13 protein-coding genes are annotated in these 15,607 nt (G+C 74.8%); 6 read left to right on the top strand and 7 right to left on the bottom strand.

All coding sequences use genetic code 11. The annotated features are described in order from the left end of the window. Positions 1 to 121 precede the first annotated feature (121 nt). The 5 genes from ACZ407_RS16815 to ACZ407_RS16795 all read right to left on the bottom strand — a co-directional run bounded on the left by ACZ407_RS16815 (position 122) and on the right by ACZ407_RS16795 (position 4,768). Entirely contained in the window at positions 122 to 1,108 is a 987-nt protein-coding gene (locus ACZ407_RS16815) for an ABC transporter permease (RefSeq protein ID WP_468128835.1), read from the bottom strand. Then, positions 1,105 to 1,932 (bottom strand): ABC transporter ATP-binding protein, encoded by an 828-nt coding sequence (locus ACZ407_RS16810; RefSeq protein ID WP_468128834.1) that lies wholly within the window; start codon positions 1,930 to 1,932, stop codon positions 1,105 to 1,107. Before ACZ407_RS16810 ends, ACZ407_RS16815 begins: the two co-directional genes overlap by 4 nt. A 5-nt stretch (positions 1,933 to 1,937) precedes the next feature. Further along, positions 1,938 to 2,987 carry an ABC transporter substrate-binding protein gene (locus ACZ407_RS16805; RefSeq protein WP_468128833.1) on the bottom strand — a complete coding sequence of 350 codons (1,050 nt, stop codon included), beginning with the start codon at positions 2,985 to 2,987 and terminating at the stop codon, positions 1,938 to 1,940. A gap of 74 nt (positions 2,988 to 3,061) precedes the next feature. Next, positions 3,062 to 3,640, bottom strand: coding sequence for an NADPH-dependent FMN reductase (gene ssuE, locus ACZ407_RS16800; RefSeq protein WP_468128832.1), 579 nt, complete (start codon positions 3,638 to 3,640; stop codon positions 3,062 to 3,064). Between the two features lie 123 nt (positions 3,641 to 3,763). Further along, positions 3,764 to 4,768 (bottom strand): TauD/TfdA dioxygenase family protein, encoded by a 1,005-nt coding sequence (locus ACZ407_RS16795; protein WP_468128831.1) that lies wholly within the window; start codon positions 4,766 to 4,768, stop codon positions 3,764 to 3,766. Positions 4,769 to 5,865: 1,097 nt separating this feature from the next. Here ACZ407_RS16795 and mutA point away from each other — a divergent pair. The 3 genes from mutA to meaB are packed head-to-tail and all read left to right on the top strand — an operon-like array spanning position 5,866 to position 10,923. Continuing rightward, positions 5,866 to 7,719 carry a methylmalonyl-CoA mutase small subunit gene (gene mutA / locus ACZ407_RS16790; RefSeq protein ID WP_468128830.1) on the top strand — a complete coding sequence of 618 codons (1,854 nt, stop codon included), beginning with the start codon at positions 5,866 to 5,868 and terminating at the stop codon, positions 7,717 to 7,719. Continuing rightward, positions 7,719 to 9,917 carry a methylmalonyl-CoA mutase gene (gene scpA, locus ACZ407_RS16785; RefSeq protein WP_468128829.1) on the top strand — a complete coding sequence of 733 codons (2,199 nt, stop codon included), beginning with the start codon at positions 7,719 to 7,721 and terminating at the stop codon, positions 9,915 to 9,917. Before mutA ends, scpA begins: the two co-directional genes overlap by 1 nt. A gap of 16 nt (positions 9,918 to 9,933) precedes the next feature. After that, entirely contained in the window at positions 9,934 to 10,923 is a 990-nt protein-coding gene (gene meaB, locus ACZ407_RS16780; protein WP_468128828.1) for a methylmalonyl Co-A mutase-associated GTPase MeaB, read from the top strand. Positions 10,924 to 11,064: 141 nt separating this feature from the next. On the opposite strand, the gene ACZ407_RS16775 is transcribed toward meaB, so the two are convergent. Then, a complete protein-coding gene (locus ACZ407_RS16775) occupies positions 11,065 to 11,685 on the bottom strand; it encodes a sigma-70 family RNA polymerase sigma factor (RefSeq protein ID WP_468128939.1) in 621 nt (206 codons plus the stop codon). A 341-nt stretch (positions 11,686 to 12,026) separates the two neighbouring features. Continuing rightward, entirely contained in the window at positions 12,027 to 12,824 is a 798-nt protein-coding gene (locus ACZ407_RS16770; protein WP_468128827.1) for a hypothetical protein, read from the bottom strand. A gap of 249 nt (positions 12,825 to 13,073) precedes the next feature. Here ACZ407_RS16770 and ACZ407_RS16765 point away from each other — a divergent pair, with 249 nt between their 5' ends. The 3 genes from ACZ407_RS16765 to ACZ407_RS16755 are packed head-to-tail and all read left to right on the top strand — an operon-like array spanning position 13,074 to position 15,333. After that, entirely contained in the window at positions 13,074 to 14,216 is a 1,143-nt protein-coding gene (locus tag ACZ407_RS16765) for an MFS transporter (protein ID WP_468128938.1), read from the top strand. Next, a complete protein-coding gene (locus ACZ407_RS16760; RefSeq protein WP_468128826.1) occupies positions 14,213 to 14,359 on the top strand; it encodes a hypothetical protein in 147 nt (48 codons plus the stop codon). The genes ACZ407_RS16765 and ACZ407_RS16760 overlap by 4 nt, the downstream gene beginning before the upstream one ends. Next, positions 14,356 to 15,333 carry a sugar ABC transporter permease gene (locus tag ACZ407_RS16755; protein WP_468128825.1) on the top strand — a complete coding sequence of 326 codons (978 nt, stop codon included), beginning with the start codon at positions 14,356 to 14,358 and terminating at the stop codon, positions 15,331 to 15,333. The genes ACZ407_RS16760 and ACZ407_RS16755 overlap by 4 nt, the downstream gene beginning before the upstream one ends. The last annotated feature ends 274 nt before the right edge of the window (positions 15,334 to 15,607 follow it).

The raw sequence follows: 15,607 nt of genomic DNA, 5'->3' as shown, positions 1-15,607 counted from the left end.
AGGAGGAGAGGGGGTACGGGCTGGGGCCGCGCGGGATGCGGCGGGGCGGAGGATCCGGCCGCGGGGTGCGGCGTACGGGTCGTGGCGGGCGGGTCGTGGCGGGCGGGTCGTGGCGGGCGGTTCAGGCGGAGGGCGGTACGCGCCAGCTGCTGAGCCTGCGCTCCACGCCGACCAGGACCTGGTTGAAGGCCACTCCGATCGCGGAGATCGTGATGATGCCCGCGTACATCTGCGGGATCGCGAAGTTGAACTGCGAGGCGTTGATCAGGTAGCCCAGTCCGGCCTTGGCGCCGATCATCTCGGCGGCCACGAGCACCAGGATGGAGACCGCCCCGGCCAGCCGGATTCCGGTGAACACCGCCGGAACGGAGGCCGGGAGGATCACCTTCTGGAAGAGCCGGGGTGTGGACAGGTCCATGGACCGGGCCAGCTTCAGCAGGGTCGGGTCGGCGTTGCGCACCGCGCTGATGGTGTTGAGGAGGACCGGCCACACGCAGGCGTACACGATCAGGGAGACCTTCGAGGTCTCCCCGATGCCCAGGAGCAGGGTGAAGACGGGCAGCAGGGCGAGGGCCGCGGTGTTGCGGAACACCTCCAGCAGCGGCCCGAGCAGGTCCGCCACCGGCCGGTACCAGCCGATCAGGAGGCCGAGCGGGACCGCGACGGCCACGGCGATGCCGAAGCCCCCGAAGGAGCGGACCAGACTGGCCCGGGTGTGCTCCAGCAGGCTTCCGTCGCCCAGCAACTCCCACCAGGCCCGAGCCACTTCACTGAACGGCGGCAGGAAGGTGGCGTCGACCAGCCCGAGCCGCGGGGCGGCCTCCCAGAGCAGCAGCAGCGCGAGCACGGCGGCCGAGCGGAGCAGCCCGGTCCCGAGGGCGCGCACGAGCCGGCGCGGCCGGGCGGCGGACCGGGGGGCGGGTCGGGGGACGGGGGCGGGGGCCGGGGCGGGGGCCTCGGTGCGCACCGCTTCCGGGGCGGGGGCCGGGGTGCGCGCCGCCTCCGGGGCGGGCTCGGCCGCCGGGGGCAGGGTGGCCGCCGCCGTGGCCGGTGCCGTGGCGGGTGCCGCAGCCGGCGCCTCGGCCGGTGCGGTCTCGGTGCTGCTCATACCGTTGCCTCCTCCTTCTCCAACTGCTGGGCCCGGGCCACCTCTTCGTGCAGCAGTCCCCATATCTCGCGTCGGTGGCGGGCGAATTCGGGGCTGGAACGCAGGTCCTCGGTGTCGGCGGAGCCGCTCCGGGAACCGAAGGACACCGGGACCACCTCCTTGATCCGGCCCGGCCGCGAGGTCATCACGGCCACCCGCTGCCCCAGGTAGACGGCCTCTTCGATGCCGTGCGTGATGAACACGACGGTCTTTCCGGTCCGCTCCCAGATCCGCCGCAGTTCGTCCTGGAGTGATTCGCGGGTCTGGGCGTCGAGCGCGGCGAAGGGCTCGTCCATGAGCAGGACGTCGGGGTCGTAGGCCAGGGAGCGGGCGATGGCGACCCGCTGGCGCATCCCGCCGGACAGCTCGTGCGGATGCCGGTCCTCGAACCCGGCCAGGCCGACCAGCTCAAGGAACTCCCTTGCCCGGGCGGCGCGTTGGCGGCGAGGTACGCCCGTGGCCTCCAGCCCGAACGCCACGTTGCCGAGGGCGGTCCGCCAGGGCAGGAGCGCGTACTGCTGGAAGACGATGCCCCGGTCCAGGCCCGGGCCGGTGACGGGCCGGCCGTCCAGCAGGATCCGCCCGGAGGTGGCCGGGGTGAGGCCGCCCAGGAGGTCCAGCAGGGTGGACTTGCCGCAGCCGCTGGGGCCGACGACCACCAGGAACTCCCCCGCTTCGATCTCCAGGTCGATCCCGTCCAGGGCGGTGAAGGCGGCGCCCTGCCGTCCGCCCGCACCCTTGACCGGGAAGGTCTTGCGCACCTGCTCGAACACGATCTTCGACATTCCGGTCAGCCCCCGGTCTTCTCGCCGTAGCGGTTGAACTCGTTGGTGTAGAGGTCCGAGGCCTTCACCCGGCCCGCCGGGATGTCACCGCGGCCGGCGAGCCAGTCGATCCACAGCTGGAACTCCCGGTCGCCGATCCGGCCCGCCTTCTCGGCGACCCCGTAGGAGTGCCAGTACTTCAGGACGGAGGCGTCCTCGTTCCGGCCGCGCTTGCGGATGATCTCCGTCATCCGGGCGATCACCTGCTCGCGCGGGGTGGTGCGCGACCATTCGATGGCCCTGGCCACCGCGGTGACGAAGGTCCGGGCGGTGTCCGGGTTCTGCTTCAGGAACCGGTCGGTCATCACGTACGTCCCGGCGCTGAAGGCTCCGAGCAGCTGGTAGTCGCTGAACAGCGGCCGGATCCCGCCGCCCGCCAGGGCCTTGTCGCGGAGCACCCCGCCGAGCACGCCGACCTCGATCTGCCGCTGCCGCAGGGACTGTTCGATGTTCACCGGGGGCACCACCAGCGGCTCGACCTTGTCGGCGCGGTCCGCCGGCAGGCCGGCGCGCTGGAGGTAGATGTCGAGCATGGCCTCGGAGTGGGCGCCGAGGGTGTTCATGCCGACCTTCTTGCCGACGAGGTCCCCGGCCGAGCGCACGGGGCTGTCGGCGCGCACGTAGTAGCCGCTGTACGTGTCCTTGTCGACGCCGTAGTAGCTGATGACGGCCTTGATCGGGGCCTTGCTCGCAGCGAGTTTGACCACGGCCCCGTTGAAGGCGCCGCCGAAGTCGATCTGGCCGGTGGCAGCGGACTGGATGTCCTGCGGGCCGCTGATCGTGTTGCCGACCCACTCCAGCTTCACGTCCCCCAAGTACCCGAGGTCTGCCGCGAGTTCGGGCAGGATGACCTGCCCCGCCCAGCCCTGGTAGCGGAGCTTCTTCGTCTGCTGCCCGCCGCCGGCACCGCCCGTGGCGGTGGCCCGGCCGCAGCTCACCGCGGCCGCCGCGAGGCCGGCCAGGGCGAGGAAGGCGCGCCGGGAGGCCGGCGAGGGAGCGGAAACGGTCGTGCGCATGGCGGTTCCTTGTCGGATCGGGCGGGGTGGCGCCGGTGGGAGGGCGGGGAAGGGGCCGGACGGACGGGCGGCTGTCAGCCGGAGACGATGCTCAGTGCCTGCCGGGCGGGGGTTTCTGCGGGTGCCCCCGCGTGCAGGGCGGCGGCGAACTCCGCTATCGCCTCGTCGAGTTCGCGGTCGGCGGCGGGTTCGAGGACCGCCCCGGCCGGGCCCCGGGCGATCGCCGAGTCGAGGACGAAGCGGCCTGCGACCACGTGGCGGGCCCCGAGGGCGGAGAGCACGGGCCGGAGGGCGTAGTCGATGGACAGCACGTGCGCGAGGCTGCCGCCGGTGACCAGCGGGAGCACGGTCTTGCCGGCCAGCCCGGACTGCGGGAGCAGGTCCAGGAAGGCCTTGAGCAGTCCCGTGTACGAGGCCTTGTAGACGGGGGTGGCGATCACGATCCCCTGGGCCTCGGCGACCGCCCCCAGGGCGTGGCGCAGTTCGGGCTGTCCGGTGCGGGCGGCGAGCAGGTCGGCGGCCGGGAGCTCCCGGACCGCGAGGTGACCGGTGGCGAAGCCGGCACCGGACAGCCGGTCGAGCACGTGGTCCACGAGGAGCGCGGTACGGGAGACCGCGGACGGGCTGCCGGAGACGGCGAAGAGGCGGGACATCGGACTCCTTGGGCGGTGGCGCTCTGCGCGGACGGCACGGAGGGCGGGGACGGTGGCGGTCACGCGGACGGGAAGGGAGGGGGAGGAAGAGGGAGGCCGGGGCCGGTTCCCGGCCGGGCCGGGCTAGGCGGTCTCGGCGGGCCCGTCGGCCGGCGCGGAGGGGCCGGCGGGGACGCGGTCGGCAGCGGGGTCGGCGGCGGTCGAGGCCCCCGACGGGATGCCGAACGCGGGCGCCGGGACGGTCTCGGGCTTCAGGAGGACGGAGGTCCGGCCGTCCGGGCCGACCGGCACGTCCCCGTCGACCGTGACCCGGCGCAGGGTGCGCTCGTGGTCGTCGGAGTCGTCCACGCCGTAGTGCTGGGTGGCCCGGTTGTCCCAGATGGCCACGTCACCGGTCTGCCACTGCCAGCGCACGGTGTTCTCGGGCCGCTCGATGTGGGACTGGAACAGCTCCAGGAGCACCCGGGAGTCGGCTCCGGTGAGACCGGCGAGGCGCTGCACGAAGTTGCCGAGCAGCAGCGCGCGTTCCCCGGTCTCGGGGTGTACGCGGACCACGGGGTGCTCGGTTTCGAAGGCGGTGGCGGCGAACACCTCGCGGAACTGGGCCAGCGCCTCGGGGAGCGCGTCGGGCCGCAGGGCCGCGTAGTCGTACGCGTTGGAGTGCACGGCCCGCAGGCTGACGGCCAGGGCCTGCAGGGGCTCGGGGAGGTGCCGGTAGGCGGTGGCGGTGTTGGCCCACAGGGTGTCCCCGCCGTAGGGCGGGACGGTCACGGCGCGCAGGATGGAGAAGGCCGGGTAGGCGGGGACGAAGGTGACGTCGGTGTGCCACTGGTTGGCCCGGCCGCCGTGCGCGGAGTCGATCCCCAGTGCGTAGCGCCCGTCCACGGAGGGCACGGTCGGGTGGGCCACGGGCTCGCCCAGGAGCCGGGCGAAGCCCTCGTGCGCGGCCTCGTCCAGGTGGTGCTGGCCGCGGAAGAAGACCACCTTGTGGCGCAGCAGGGCGGCGCGGATCGCGGCGACGGTCTCGGGGGCCAGGTCGGGGCCGAGTTCGACGCCTTCGATCAGCGCGCCGATCCGGCCGCCGATCTGCGTGACGGTGAGGGTCGTGGACTGGGTGAACGTGGTCATGGCGAAGCGAAGCCCTTCGGTGGGATGACGTGGGATGAGGTGAGATGAGGTGGGAGGGCGCGGGGTGGATGCGGTGCGCCGAGGTGGGCGGGGTGAGGTCCGCCGCGTCGGGTGCGGCGGCGTGCATGGCGTAGGGCGCGGGGGCGAGGGGCGCAGATGCACCCGACGAGGTACCGCCCGGGGTGCGGCGGGGCGCGCAGAGGACGGGGAAGAGGTGGCAGGCGGGCCGCCCCGGGCGGGGGGCGGCAGCTGCCGCGCTCGCCGTCCCGCCGGATCTCACGCACCGCCGCGTTCGCGTATCGAACGGGGCAAACCGGTACGGGGCCCTGCGGGCCGGTACGGCGAGTCCCACCGGGCCGGTCAGCGCGGCGGGAGGTGCCGGCCGGTGCGGTACGGGCGGGAAGGAGGGCGGGGGCGGAGGGCTCGGGAGCCGGCGGCCCGGGCGCTCAGGTACAGAGCAGGGCCGGACAGCGGCCCGGACACGCGGCCGGCGGGCGGAGCCGGCCGGGGGTGCGGAGCCGCGGGACGGGGAACTTCGTCGCGGACATGGCTCGGAGCGTGTCAGCGGGACGGTTTCCGGTCAACAGCGGAGCCGGCCGCGCCCGGCCGCCGGAACCGCTCCGGCGGCTCCGCCCGCGGGGTCTGCGCCGCCCGGCTCCGCCCTGCGTCCTCCGCTCTGACCTGCGCTTTGCAGCGCGGCGGGTCGCCTGGGCGGCCGGCCGCGCCCGGCCGCCGGGCCGCCCTGCACCCCGGGGCGAATTCACGGCCCCGCAATGCGGCGGCCATGCCGGAGTCGAAATCCGGCACACGGGAGGAAAGGAGCGGGGCCGCTCACGGGCGCTGCGCGGGAGGGCCCGCGCGGGTCCCGGCTTCCGGGTGACATCGCCCACGTTGCCGCCCCGCGCCGTGCCCGCCGGACGCGCCTCGGCTGTCCGACTCGCCCCGTTGTTACCGGCGAGTCACGTGGTGGGCGGCGGCCCTCGGCACCTCCCGCCGGGCCGGATGCGCAGCGGGTTCCCCCGCTTACGGACAGAGAGGTCAAGGTCACACCGGCCGGATCTGCTGAGGCTCGAGGACGCTGCCCTACAGTCTGAGCCATGACGGTCCTGCCTGACGACGGGCTTTCGCTGGCCGCCGAGTTCCCTGATGCGACGCATGAGCAGTGGCAACGCCTGGTTGAAGGCGTCCTGCGAAAGTCGGGTAAGGAAGCTTCCGGCGAGGCCGCCGAGGAGGCTTTGTCCACATCGCTCGAGGACGGGCTCAGCACCCGCCCCCTGTACACCGCGCGCAACTCTGCGCCCGATGCCGGATATCCCGGTTTCGCCCCGTTCGTTCGGGGTGGCCGCGCGGAGGGAGGTGCCGCCGCCGGCTGGGACGTGCGCCAGCGGCTCACGGGCACCGACCCCGCCCGGCTCAACGAAGCCGCGCTGGCCGACCTGGAGAACGGGGTCACCTCGCTGTGGCTGACCGCGGGTCCGGGCGGCATCCCGGTCGAGGGCCTCGAACGGGCCCTGGACGGGGTCTACCTCGACCTCGCCCCGGTCGTCCTCGACGCCGGCTCCGACACCCCGGCCGCGGCGCGGGAGCTGCTGCGGCTCTACGGCGCGCGCGGCGTGGCTCCCGCGGCGGCACGCGCCGTCCTCGGCGCCGACCCGCTGGGCCACCAGGCCCGTACGGGTGAGACCGCGGACCTCGCGGACGCGGTGGAACTGGCGCGGGAGTGCGCCGGTGACTGGCCGGGCATCCGGGCCCTGGCGGTCGACGCGCTCCCGTACCACGAGGCGGGCGGCAGCGCCGCGCAGGAGCTCGGCCTGTCCCTGGCCACCGGAGTGGCGTACCTGCGTGCGCTCACCGGGGCCGGACTGGGCCTGGAAGAGGCCTGCGGGCAGCTGGAGTTCCGGTACGCGGCCACCGCGGACCAGTTCCTCACGATCGCCAAGCTGCGCGCGGCCCGCCGGCTGTGGTCGCGCGTGGCAGAGGCCTGCGGGGCACCGGAGGCCGGCGCGCAGCGCCAGCACGCCGTGACCTCGCCGGTGATGATGACCCGGCGCGACCCGTGGGTGAACATGCTGCGGACCACCGTGGCCACCCTGGCGGCCGGGGTCGGCGGCGCCGACTCGGTCACCGTGCTCCCCTTCGACCACGAGATCGGGCTGTCCGACCCGTTCTCCCGCCGGATCGCCCGCAACACGTCCACCATCCTGCTGGAGGAATCGCACCTGGGCCGGGTCATCGACCCGGCGGGCGGCTCCTGGTACGTGGAGCGGCTGACCGACGAACTGGCGCACGCCGCCTGGGCCTTCTTCCAGAGCATCGAGCAGGCCGGCGGCATCGCCGCCGCCCTGGACACCGGCCTGGTGCGCGAGCGGCTGGCCGAGACCTGGGCGGAGCGCTCGAAGAAGCTCGCCAAGCGGCGCGAACCCATCACGGGCGTCAGCGAGTTCCCGAACCTCGCGGAGAAGCCGGTGGAGCGCGAGCCCGCGCCCGCCGCTCCCGCCGGCGGACTGCCGCGGGTGCGGCGCGACGAGGCGTTCGAGGCGCTGCGCGCCCGCTCCGACGCCCACCTGGCCGCGACCGGCGCCCGGCCGCGGATCTTCCTGGCGGCCCTCGGGTCCCCGGCCGCGCACACCGCGCGGGCCACGTTCGCCTCGAACCTCTTCCAGGCCGGAGGCATCGAGCCCGTGCACGAGCCGGTGTCGGTGGACGCCGGTTCCGCGGCGGAGGCCTTCGCCGCCAGCGGTGCGGCCCTGGCCTGCCTGGTCTCCAGTGACGCGCTGTACGAGGAGCAGGCCGAGGGGGTCGCGGCCGCGCTGCGCGCGGCGGGCGCCTCGACGGTCTTCCTCGCCGGGAAGCCGGGCACGGCCGCCGACGCGGTCGACGCCTACGTCTTCGCCGGCTGTGACGCCGTGGCCGTGCTGACCTCCGTACTCGACAGCATGGGAGTGGCGTGATGCGGATCCCCGACTTCTCCGGTATCGACCTGGGCTCCCCGGCCGCCGCGGGCTCCGAGGAGCTGTGGCGCGCCGCGGTGAAGGAGTCCACCGGGACGGCCGCCGAGGACCTGCTGTGGGAGACCCCCGAGGGCATCGGCGTGAAGCCGCTGTACACCGGGCGGGACCTCGAAGGCCTCGACTTCCTGGCGACGTACCCGGGTGCGGCCCCGTACCTGCGCGGCCCGTACCCGACCATGTACGTCAACCAGCCCTGGACCATCCGCCAGTACGCGGGCTTCTCCACGGCCGAGGAGTCCAACGCCTTCTACCGCCGCAACCTCGCGGCGGGCCAGAAGGGCCTGTCGGTCGCCTTCGACCTGCCCACGCACCGCGGCTACGACAGCGACCACCCGCGGGTGACCGGTGACGTCGGCATGGCGGGCGTGGCCATCGACTCGATCTACGACATGCGTCAGCTGTTCGACGGCATCCCGCTGGACAAGATGACGGTGTCGATGACGATGAACGGCGCGGTGCTCCCCGTGCTGGCGCTGTACATCGTGGCGGCCGAGGAACAGGGTGTCGCTCCCGAGCAGTTGGCGGGGACCATCCAGAACGACATCCTCAAGGAGTTCATGGTCCGCAACACCTACATCTATCCGCCGAAGCCCTCGATGCGGATCATCTCCGACATCTTCGCGTACACCTCGCAGAAGATGCCGCGCTACAACTCCATCTCCATCTCCGGGTACCACATCCAGGAGGCGGGGGCCACGGCCGACCTGGAGCTCGCGTACACCCTCGCGGACGGTGTGGAGTACCTCCGGGCGGGCCGTGGAGCGGGCCTGGACGTGGACGCGTTCGCGCCGCGGCTGTCGTTCTTCTGGGCCATCGGCATGAACTTCTTCATGGAGGTCGCCAAGCTCCGCGCGGCGCGCCTGCTGTGGGCGAAGCTGGTCAAGCAGTTCGACCCGAAGAACGCCAAGTCCCTTTCGCTGCGCACCCATTCGCAGACCTCGGGCTGGTCGCTCACCGCGCAGGACGTGTTCAACAACGTGACGCGCACCTGTGTCGAGGCGATGGCCGCCACCCAGGGCCACACCCAGTCGCTGCACACCAACGCCCTCGACGAGGCGCTGGCCCTGCCGACGGACTTCTCGGCGCGCATCGCCCGCAACACCCAGCTGCTGATCCAGCAGGAGTCGGGCACCTGCCGGGTCATCGACCCGTGGGGCGGCAGCGCGTACGTCGAGAAGCTGACGTACGACCTGGCGCGCAAGGCCTGGCAGCACATCGAGGAGGTCGAGGCGGCCGGCGGCATGGCGCAGGCCATCGACGCGGGCATCCCGAAGCTGCGCGTGGAGGAGGCCGCGGCCCGTACCCAGGCGCGGATCGACTCCGGCCGTCAGCCGGTGATCGGTGTCAACAAGTACCGGGTGGACAGCGACGAGCAGATCGAGGTCCTGAAGGTCGACAACTCCTCGGTGCGCGCCCAGCAGATCGCGAAGCTGAAGCGGCTGCGCGAGGAGCGCGACGAGGCACGCTGCCAGGACGCGCTGCGGAAGCTGACGCACGCCGCCGAGCAGGGCCCGGGTCCGGGCCTGGAGGGCAACCTGCTGGCGCTCGCGGTGGACGCGGCCCGTGCGATGGCGACCGTGGGCGAGATCTCGGACGCCCTGGAGAAGGTGTACGGCCGGCACGCGAGCCAGATCCGTACGATCTCCGGTGTGTACCGCAACGAGGCAGGAGAGTCCCCGTCCGTGGAGCGCACCCGCGCGCTGGTCGACCGGTTCGAGGAGGCGGAGGGCCGGCGGCCGCGCATCCTGGTGGCGAAGATGGGCCAGGACGGCCACGACCGCGGCCAGAAGGTGATCTCGACGGCCTTCGCCGACCTGGGCTTCGACGTGGACGTCGGCCCGCTGTTCCAGACCCCGGCGGAGGTGGCCCGCCAGGCCGTCGAGGCGGACGTCCACGTGGTGGGCGTGTCGTCGCTGGCGGCCGGCCACCTGACCCTCGTCCCGGCGCTGCGCGAGCAGCTGGCGGAGGAGGGCCGCGAGGACATCATGATCGTCGTGGGCGGGGTGATCCCGCCGCAGGACGTGCCGACGCTGCTGGAGATGGGCGCGACGGCGGTGTTCCCGCCCGGCACGGTGATCCCGGACGCGGCCTACGACCTGGTGACGCGGCTGTCCGCGGAACTGGGCCACGAGCTGTAGGCGGGGCGGGGCGCCGATGCCACCGAGGTTCGATCTCGACACCTATGTGAAGGGGGTGCTCGACGGGAAGCGGGCGCACATCGCGCGCGCCATCACCCTCGTCGAGTCCACCCGCCCCGATCACCGGGTGCTGGCCCAGCAGTTGCTGACGGAACTGCTGCCGCACTCGGGCAAGGCGCGCCGGATCGGCATAAGCGGGGTGCCGGGCGTGGGCAAGTCCACGTTCATCGACGCGTTCGGCACGCTGCTGACCGGGCTCGGACACCGCGTGGCGGTGCTGGCCGTGGACCCGTCGTCCACCCGTACGGGCGGCTCCATCCTGGGTGACAAGACCCGGATGGAGCGCCTGTCGGTGGACCCGGCGGCGTTCGTGCGGCCCTCGCCGTCCGCGGGCACGCTCGGCGGGGTGGCCAAGGCCACGCGCGAGTCGATGGTGGTCATGGAGGCCGCCGGGTACGACGTCGTCCTCGTCGAGACGGTCGGGGTCGGCCAGTCCGAGACCACCGTTGCGGGCATGGTCGACTCCTTCCTGCTGCTGTCGCTGGCGCGTACCGGCGACCAGCTCCAGGGCATCAAGAAGGGCGTGCTGGAGCTGGCGGACGTGCTCGCCGTGAACAAGGCGGACGGTCCGCACGAGCGGGAGGCCCGTACGGCCGCGCGGGAACTGTCGGGAGCGCTGCGGCTGATGCACCCGGCGGACTCCTCGTGGACCCCGCCGGTGCTGACGTGCAGCGCCCGCGAGTCCACCGGCCTGGACGTGGTCTGGGAGCGGCTGGAGCAGCACCGCGCGGTGCTGGACTCGACGGGGCGGCTCGCCGCCAAGCGGCGCGAGCAGCAGATCGAGTGGACCTGGTCGATGGTCCGCGAGGAGCTGCTGGAGCGGCTGCGCTCCGATCCGGCGGTGCGCGCGGTCGCGCCGGGTCTCGAACAGCAGGTCAGGGACGGGGAACTGACGGCCACTCTGGCCGCGGACCGGATCCTGGCCGCGTTCCGCGACAGCGGCTGAACGCGGCCGCGACCGAACGCGATCGTGTCCGAGCGCGATCGTGGCCGAGCGCGGCCCGGCCGAGCGCGATCGTGTCCGACGGCGGCGGGGACCAGGGCCGGGGGCGGTGGGACCGCCCCCGGCTCCGTCGTGTCCGGCCGGTCAGCAGGCCGTCGCCCACTCCTCCTCCGCGTCGCGCAGCAGGGCGATCAGGGCGGTGCGGGCGCGGGCCACGCGGGACCGGACGGTGCCGACGGGACAGCCGCTGACCTGCGCCGCCTCCGCGTACGGCAGCCCCATCACCTGCGTGAGGACGAAGGCCTCGCGGCGCTCGTCGGGGAGCTGGGCGAGGAGTTCGGCGAGGGCCACGCCGTCCTCGAACCCGGGCAGGCCGCGGGTCTGGGCCCGTTCGGCGGCCGACTGCCAGTCGTCGGTGTCCGAGAGCCGGGGCCGGGCGGCGACGTGGCGGATGCTGTCGATCACGGTGCGGCGGGCGATGGAGAGCAGCCAGGTCCGGGCGGAGGAGCGGCCCTCGAAGCGGTGCAGGCTGCCCAGGGCCCGCAGGAAGGTCTCCTGGGTGAGGTCCTCGGCGGCCTGGGGGTCCGAGCTGAGGTAGGCCACGTAGCGCCGCACGTCGCGCTGGAGGGCGCGTACGAACTCCTCCACGGCCCGGGGGTCGCCGGTGCGGGCGGCCAGGGCCCAGCGGGTGGCCTCCTCGTCGCAGCGCGTGCCGACCGCCGGGGCGAGAACTTCCGTGCGTGCGGGGGTGGTTGGGCTGCCGATGGCGGCTGCTGCCGACCGGGTCGCGCGGGCCGGGCGTACGGCGGTGGCGGCGGTGGCGGTGGCGGCAGTGGCGGTGCTGCGGTGGGTGACGGGGGCCGCCTGGGCGGCCGTGCTGCCGTGGCGGCCGGTGGTCGCGGACGGCCGGGAGGTGAGCAGGGCAGGAGTCATCGCCTGAGGTCCTTCACGGAGTTCCGGATCCGGACGGGGGCACGCCTGAGGGCGGCGCGGACGTCCGGTGAGGTCGTACGGCGGCACCGGGCGTACGCCACCGCGCCGGAGCGGGGCGGTTACGGGTGCGGCCGGTTGCCCGGCACCGCGTACGGGCACCGGGGAGCCTGCTGTCAGCCGACAGCGGGCTCCACGGGCGGACCACGGAAGGTGAGGGGGCCGGTGAGCAGGAGCCGGCGCGGCGTGCGGGCCGGGCCGGTGCGGCGGCGCCGGACCCGGGGGCGGTGCGGCCCCAGGGGTGCGGGAGCGCGCAGCGGGACCCGGAAGGGCGCCGCGAGCCGGGCGGCGAAGGCGCGCAGGATCCGGAAGGCGGCGCTTTCGCCGCAGGCCAGCCACCAGGCGCACAGCAGGGCGGCGAGCAGGTGGAGGGCCAGCATGCCGGGGCCGCCGCCGGTGAGGTGGTCCATGGCCCCGCCGTCGGCGAGCACGGTCCGGGTGGCCGGGTACGGGACGGCCGGGTGGGCGCCCGCCGCATGGTGCACGGCGAGGTGGCTCGCGGCCAGGTGGTGCACGGCCGCATGGCCCGCGGCCGCGTGGTGGACGGCCAGGTGTTCCACGGCCGCCGGGGCCATGCCCGCCGGTCCCGGACCGGACGTGCCGGGCATGCCCGCCATGCCCTGCGCGCCAACCGCCCCCAGCGGCCCGGTGCCGCCGGGCGGCCGCGGGACGAGGGAGAGGGCGGTGTGCAGGAGGGCCTGGGCGGCCAGGGCGAACCCGAGGACGTGTGAGCGGCGCCGCTCCCGGCCCGCGAGGAGCCAGGCGGGGCCGCCGAGGGCCGCGGCCGCGGCGACCGGCAGCCACCAGGGCGCGTGGAGGCCGGACATGGTCACGTGGCCGAGCGTGGTGAGCAGCACGCAGACCGCGGTGAACACCGCGGCACGTGCTGTGCGTAACTCCCACCCTGCGCTCATGGCGGCCCATCTTTGCACCCTGGTGGGCCGGTTCGGTGTACTGCGGGACAAAGCGCCGTACGACAGTACGACTTTGCCAGTTGTGATGGGGGTCACACGCCCGGGCCGGGAACCGGCTGCCCCTGCGGTACGACCTGTCTGCCCGGGCCCGCCTCCGCCGGCTCCGGAACCCGAGAGGACGTGATCCCCCTGGCTGCCCAGCCCGGCGCTCCCGCACCGCGCGCGCTGACCGCCCTGCTGACCTGTGCCATGGCCTTCTCGATGATGCAGCTGTTCCTGCTGGGCGCCCTGGGCCCCCGGCTGGTCGGCGAACTCGGCCTCTCTCCGGCGCTGCTGGGCGTGACGACCACGGTCGGGTTCGGTGCGGCCGCCGTGCTGTCCCCGGTGGGCGGCCGGGTCGTGGACCGGGTCGGGCCGCGCCGCTGCCTCATCGCACTGTTCCTGATCTCTGCGGCCGCGCTGGCCCTGATCGGGGCGGCGCCCGGACCGGGCCTGCTGCTCGCTGCGGTGGCCCTCGGCGGGCTGCCGCAGGCGCTGGCCAATCCGGCGACCAACCGGGCGGTCCTGGCCTCGGTTCCCCCCGAGCGCCGGGGGTCGGTGACCGGGCTCAAGCAGTCGGGCGTCCAGCTGGGCGCCTTCGCCGCCGGGCTGCCGCTGGCGGCCCTGGCGGGTCCGGCGGGCTGGCGGACCGCGGTCTGGGTGGCGGCGGCCGCCGCGCTGGCCTCGGCGGCCTGCGCGGCACTGGTCCTGCCGGCGGACCCGGCCCCGGGGAAAGCGGGCGGCGCGGGTGCGGTACGGCCGCAGCCCGCGATCGCCTGGCTCACCGGCTTCTCCCTGCTGCTGGGCTGCGGCATCGCCTCGGTGAACACGTACGCGGCCCTGTACGGCACCCAGCGGCTGGGGTTCGGCCCGACGGCCGCGGCGGCGCTGGTGGCCGTGCTCGGCGTGGCCGGGATCGGGGGCCGGGTGGGCTGGTCCCGGGCCGCGGGCCGCCCGGAACGGGCGGTACGGCTGCCCGCCCTGCTCGCGGCGGGTGCGGTCGGGGCCGCCCTGCTGCTCCTGGCGGCCGACCGGGTGCCCGCACTGGCCTGGGCGGGGGCCCTCGGCATGGGCGTGTTCGCGGTCGCCGGCAACGCGGTTTCCATGGTGCTGGTCCTCCAGCGGGCGGCGCCCGGCCGGGCGGGCCAGGATTCGGCCCTGGTCTCGGCGGGCTTCTTCGCGGGCTTCGCGGTGGGCCCCCCGCTGTTCGGCCTCCTGGCGGACACCGGCCGCTACGGGGCGGGCTGGCTCCTCGTGGCGGCGGAGTTCGCGGCCGCAGCGACGGTGGCGGCCCTGTGGTCGGCCCGGGAACGCCGGTCCACCACCCGCACCGGCGCCGGGGTGACCGCGTGAGCGGCCTCCGCCGGGCGCGGGACGGGCTCGATGGGGCGCCGGCATCCGCGGCCCGTGCCGCCACCCACATCACCCACCGTCGCCCGCTGATCGCGCTCCCGGCCGGGGCGGCGAACCACAGCGGAATCGAGGTGGCCGCGTGAGGGGCCGCGACTGGGCGCGGTCTGCGCTCGATGCGGTGCTGGCGCGGGTGGCCGCTACGGAGGAGCAGGTCGGGGACCGTTTTCCGTTGTTCGCGGATCCCGCGGACGGGGTGTGGAAGACGACGGCCCGCGGTTCGTGGGCGGGTGGCTGCTGGGCGGGCCTGCTGTGGCTGCGGGCCCGGCACACCGGCGCCGCAGCCGACCGGGAGGCCGCGGCTGCGGCCACTGCGCGGCTGGCCGGGTGGGTGACCGCCGACACCGCCACCCGCGGGCTGATCCTCTGGTACGGCACGGCCCTCGCGCCGGACCCGGCCGCCCGGCGACTGCGCGAGCGGGCGGCGCACGCCTGCCTGGAGGCTTTCGATCCGGGGTTGGGGCTGGTGCCGTGGGGCGGGGCCTTCGGGGGGCCCCGGCTGGTGGCCCGCGCGGACGCCGTTCCCGGGACCGTCCCGCTGCTGGCCCTGGCCGACCCCCGGGCTGCGGCCGCCCACTTGCGCACCCATATGCGGCTGTGCCGGGCCGCGGGCGCCCGGTCGTACGAGGAGGGCGGCGGCTGGACGGAACTCGCCGAGCCGGGTGCCGGGTGGACCCGCGGGCACGCCTGGCTCCGCCTCGGGGCCGCGGATGCGGCCCGCCTGCCGGGCTCCGCCGAACTCCTGTCCCTGGCAGGCGGGTTGCCGGAGCCGCCGGAGGGGGTCCCGCCGGCGGACCTCGCGCACCCGGAGGGTCCCCGGGACACCTCGGCGGCGGCCGTAACCGCCGTGGCCCTGCTGAAGTCCGGCCGCGGCGACCGGGCCGAGGCCCTTCTCGCGGAGCTGGCGGGCCGCCATCTGACCGCGGACGGTCGGCTGCTCGACGGCTGCTACGACCTGGCGGGCGGGGTGGGGGTCCGGCACGAACTGATCTGGGGCACGTTCTTCTTCGCCTTCGCCCTGGCCACCCTCACGGGCCTCACCACCCCGACCGACCTCTGACCCCGCCCCCGGGACCCTGCCTGGCAGCATCCAGCCCCGCAAACCCCCTCAAGGCGCCGACCAGACCCGGCAGTACCAGCCCCGCCGGCGATTGAGGCGCGGGTCCGGGCAGAGCCCGACGACCCGGCACAACCCAGCCCCTCCGGCGCTTGAGGAGCGGGTCCGGGCAGAGCCCGGTGCCCGGCGCCAGCCGGGGTGCCGGGGGGGGGGGGGGGGGGGGGGGAGGGGAAACCACACACAAAAAACGCGTGGGGAGCGGTAGCCAGCCCGCACA

The organism is Streptomyces sp. NPDC030809 (assembly GCF_055572195.1).
Note: the sequence above shows the minus strand (reverse complement) of the source record. Positions and strands in the feature narration are given on the sequence as shown.

What these genes read in the sequence shown, in the direction of transcription:
- ACZ407_RS16815 (WP_468128835.1), bottom strand. Translation starts at nt 1,108, where the DNA reads ATGAGCAGCACCGAGACCGCACCGGCCGAGGCGCCGGCTGCGGCACCC.
- ACZ407_RS16810 (WP_468128834.1), bottom strand. Translation starts at nt 1,932, where the DNA reads ATGTCGAAGATCGTGTTCGAGCAGGTGCGCAAGACCTTCCCGGTCAAG.
- ACZ407_RS16805 (WP_468128833.1), bottom strand. Translation starts at nt 2,987, where the DNA reads ATGCGCACGACCGTTTCCGCTCCCTCGCCGGCCTCCCGGCGCGCCTTC.
- ssuE (WP_468128832.1), bottom strand. Translation starts at nt 3,640, where the DNA reads ATGTCCCGCCTCTTCGCCGTCTCCGGCAGCCCGTCCGCGGTCTCCCGT.
- ACZ407_RS16795 (WP_468128831.1), bottom strand. Translation starts at nt 4,768, where the DNA reads ATGACCACGTTCACCCAGTCCACGACCCTCACCGTCACGCAGATCGGC.
- mutA (WP_468128830.1), top strand. Translation starts at nt 5,866, where the DNA reads ATGACGGTCCTGCCTGACGACGGGCTTTCGCTGGCCGCCGAGTTCCCT.
- scpA (WP_468128829.1), top strand. Translation starts at nt 7,719, where the DNA reads ATGCGGATCCCCGACTTCTCCGGTATCGACCTGGGCTCCCCGGCCGCC.
- meaB (WP_468128828.1), top strand. Translation starts at nt 9,934, where the DNA reads ATGCCACCGAGGTTCGATCTCGACACCTATGTGAAGGGGGTGCTCGAC.
- ACZ407_RS16770 (WP_468128827.1), bottom strand. Translation starts at nt 12,824, where the DNA reads ATGAGCGCAGGGTGGGAGTTACGCACAGCACGTGCCGCGGTGTTCACC.
- ACZ407_RS16765 (WP_468128938.1), top strand. Translation starts at nt 13,074, where the DNA reads ATGGCCTTCTCGATGATGCAGCTGTTCCTGCTGGGCGCCCTGGGCCCC.